The 2720-nt window shown below is 53.6% G+C and carries 3 protein-coding genes; all 3 read right to left on the bottom strand.

The genetic code is table 11. The features are described 5' to 3' along the window. Nucleotides 1–105: 105 nt before the first annotated feature. On the bottom strand, nt 106–1182 hold the full coding sequence (locus ACP5D4_RS21400) for an NAD(P)/FAD-dependent oxidoreductase (protein WP_428013627.1): 1077 nt from the start codon (nt 1180–1182) through the stop codon (nt 106–108). A gap of 362 nt (nt 1183–1544) precedes the next feature. Then, nucleotides 1545–2288 (bottom strand): peptidoglycan-binding domain-containing protein, encoded by a 744-nt coding sequence (locus ACP5D4_RS21405; RefSeq protein WP_428013628.1) that lies wholly within the window; start codon nt 2286–2288, stop codon nt 1545–1547. 110 nt (nt 2289–2398) lie between these two features. Continuing rightward, nucleotides 2399–2707 (bottom strand): YkvA family protein, encoded by a 309-nt coding sequence (locus tag ACP5D4_RS21410; protein ID WP_428013629.1) that lies wholly within the window; start codon nt 2705–2707, stop codon nt 2399–2401. Between the last annotated feature and the right edge of the window lie 13 nt (nt 2708–2720).

Consider the following 2720-nt stretch of genomic DNA (forward strand, 5'->3'; position numbering starts at 1 on the left):
TGGCTCCCCATAGACCCAAGAATCCCCACGCCGTGACAGCTGGGGAGTGTCAAGGTTCCATCATATTCGGCTTGCTGGAGGGATGCGGTTGGAGATCGGCAGCAGTTAAAGCGATCGCCAGACTTGACGAATAGGATTGAGAACTTCTTGCTGAAGTTGACTGTTGATAATGCTGGCGGCGGCTAAACCCGATCGCAGGGCAGTTTCGATTTGTTGAGTGCCGCACCAATCGCCGCAACACACCAAGGGAAGCGGCGTTGCGGTGGCTAAACAGTCGCGATACCAAGATTTGGAAGTAAAGGCATATCGCCAGCGATGGACTTGTAGGAATTTCGGTTCGGACAGCCAAGGAAGGAGATAAGAGGCGGCGCGATCGAGCAATTGGCGTCCTGCGCTTTCGAGATTGGCGGTATCGAGGTGCGATCGCGCAAAATCGGCGCTACTGTGAACCACGAAAACAGGTTGTTGGGCGTCTGGGCGTTTGCTGCTGTCGAGTCCCACCCACAATAAATCGGTGTCGGGCGGAAAATCCACGGAAACCCAATCGGGGAGTTGGCGATCGCTGGGGTATTTGGCGATCGCTGTAATGCAAGGATCGTATTCCACCGCTGTTAAATTTTGGCGGAATTCTTCAGGGATTTGCGCTGTGTTTCCGAGAATTTCCACCGCTTGCGGGGCGGGAGTGGCGACAATCACGGCTTTCGCGGTGAGTTCGATCGCAGCGTTCGATCCCTCTGCCACGGTTTCCAGGGACAAATGCCAGGTATCATCAGCTTGGGGGGCGAGTCGAACGGCACGACGGCTGAACCAAACCCGCATTCCTCGACCGAGAAACTTGCCGATGGCGTTCATTCCGTCGGGGGCGATATAGCGAGGGGATGGCGGTTCTAATGGGGTTTCTAATATTAATTCGCTGTCCCAACGATGGCGGGTGTCCGTCCACAACCGGACGACTTGGCGATCGCGTAAAATTTCCAGCAGCAGCGGTAGCAAACGCCCGGTTTCTTCTAAATACCGCGCCCCCAAATCAGCGCGATATCCAGGGATACGACGGGTTGCGACTCGTCCGCCGACTCCGCGAGATTTCTCGACGACGACGACGTCGTAACCGGCTTGTTGGAGTTGTGCCGCACTGGTGAGTCCTGCCAAACCTGCGCCAATTACGGCAATGTCGAAAGTCATTTGAGTTTCTGGGTATTCGGTGGATCGCCATTCGATCGTAAAAGGAAAAGAGGGCGATCGAAAACCGAATTTTCCACAGAAATATCTCCGTATTTTTGCCTGTTTAAATTAAAAAATATGATATTTTCTCAGGGTTTATACTTGTTTTCGATCGAGATTTACTCAATAGATATTTCTTCAAAGTTATCTCGATTATTTTTCAAATAAATATCGCAACATTATAATATTATCAAAAACAGCTTTGAGTAGTCGTTCTGAGTAGTTCTGAGAACGAATCGCACAGTTTATTCACCACTACAACGAATCATTACCTCTTTAGTACTACCCACGGAACAACATCGAGTGGGAAGAAATTCAGAAAATTAATAACCGAGTAACGCTCCCCAGGTCGCCGAACCCACGACCCCATCGACATCGAGTCCGTAAGCCGCTTGCATGGCTTCAACAGCATCGGCCGTTCTCGACCCGAAAACCCCATCGACGTCTCCTTGGTAAAATCCCAAATCCTGCAAAAGAATTTGCAATTCTACGACGGCGGAACCTTCCGCTCCTTCTCGTAAAACCGGGAGGTCGTTCGTGGCGACGGTTGAAGCGGAGGTAGTGGGAGTGCTGGCGGCGGTTGTCCTGTAAGGCAGCGGTGTCGGCATGGGAGTGGTGGCGGCTGTCGTTGGGGTGGGACAGACGCAGGTGGTGGAGCCAGTGTTGGTGTAAACCGGGGTGGCGATACCGCCGACTTGCATGGGGGGAAACAGACGGTTCCAGGTGTCGAGACCGACGACGCCATCGGCTGAGAGTCCCGCCGCTTGTTGGAATTGGGTGACGGCGGTAGCGGTTTCGTCGTCGTACCGGCCGTCTACGACGCCAGCATAGTATCCCATGAGTTTGAGAACCCCTTGCAGTTCGATCGCCGCTGCGCCTTCGCTTCCGACGCGCAAGGTCGGCCGCATGGTGTTGGCGTTGGGGAGGGTTTGAGCCAGTTGCGGGGGTTTTTCAGTTTGAGTTGAAGGGGGGTTGGGAGAGGCGATCGCGATCGATCCACTTCCCAACCACAATACACTCAGCGCAGAACTGAGGCTCAACCACTGTTTCGGAGACTGTTTCGGCATGACATCTCAACTCCCAAGGAATCCGTCGCCATTCAATTTTGACTGAGAACGACGAAAAACAGCAAGGGATTTCGGTTGTGTTTTGGGTTGCGATCGCGAGGTTTCACGCCTCAATCGATGGATACGGCATCCACATCAACGGTGGTATCGGCATCGTTGGGAACGGAGGCCGCCTCGGTTTCCGCGTCGGACACTGGCGGCGATTGCAACCGTTCTGTCACCATCTGCACGACTTCCGACACGAGCAAGAACGCGATCGCCACGTCGTCGATTTGTCCGATGATGGGAATCACATCGGGGGAAATATCGAGGGGACTGAATAAGTACACCAGGGTTCCCAGGATGACCCACCAGCGATATTTGGGGTTTCTCAAGACGTTGCGATACCAAGTCGTCAGGGTTCGGGTGACCGTGTTCATGGGCAATTTCGGC

It is taken from the genome of Baaleninema sp. (assembly GCF_049974805.1).
In the GTDB taxonomy this organism is placed as follows: domain Bacteria; phylum Cyanobacteriota; class Cyanobacteriia; order Cyanobacteriales; family Geitlerinemataceae; genus Baaleninema.

Coding starts and splice junctions, on each gene's coding strand:
- ACP5D4_RS21400 (WP_428013627.1), bottom strand. CDS start 1,182: ATGACTTTCGACATTGCCGTAATTGGCGCAGGTTTGGCAGGACTCACC.
- ACP5D4_RS21410 (WP_428013629.1), bottom strand. CDS start 2,707: ATGAACACGGTCACCCGAACCCTGACGACTTGGTATCGCAACGTCTTG.
- ACP5D4_RS21405 (WP_428013628.1), bottom strand. CDS start 2,288: ATGCCGAAACAGTCTCCGAAACAGTGGTTGAGCCTCAGTTCTGCGCTG.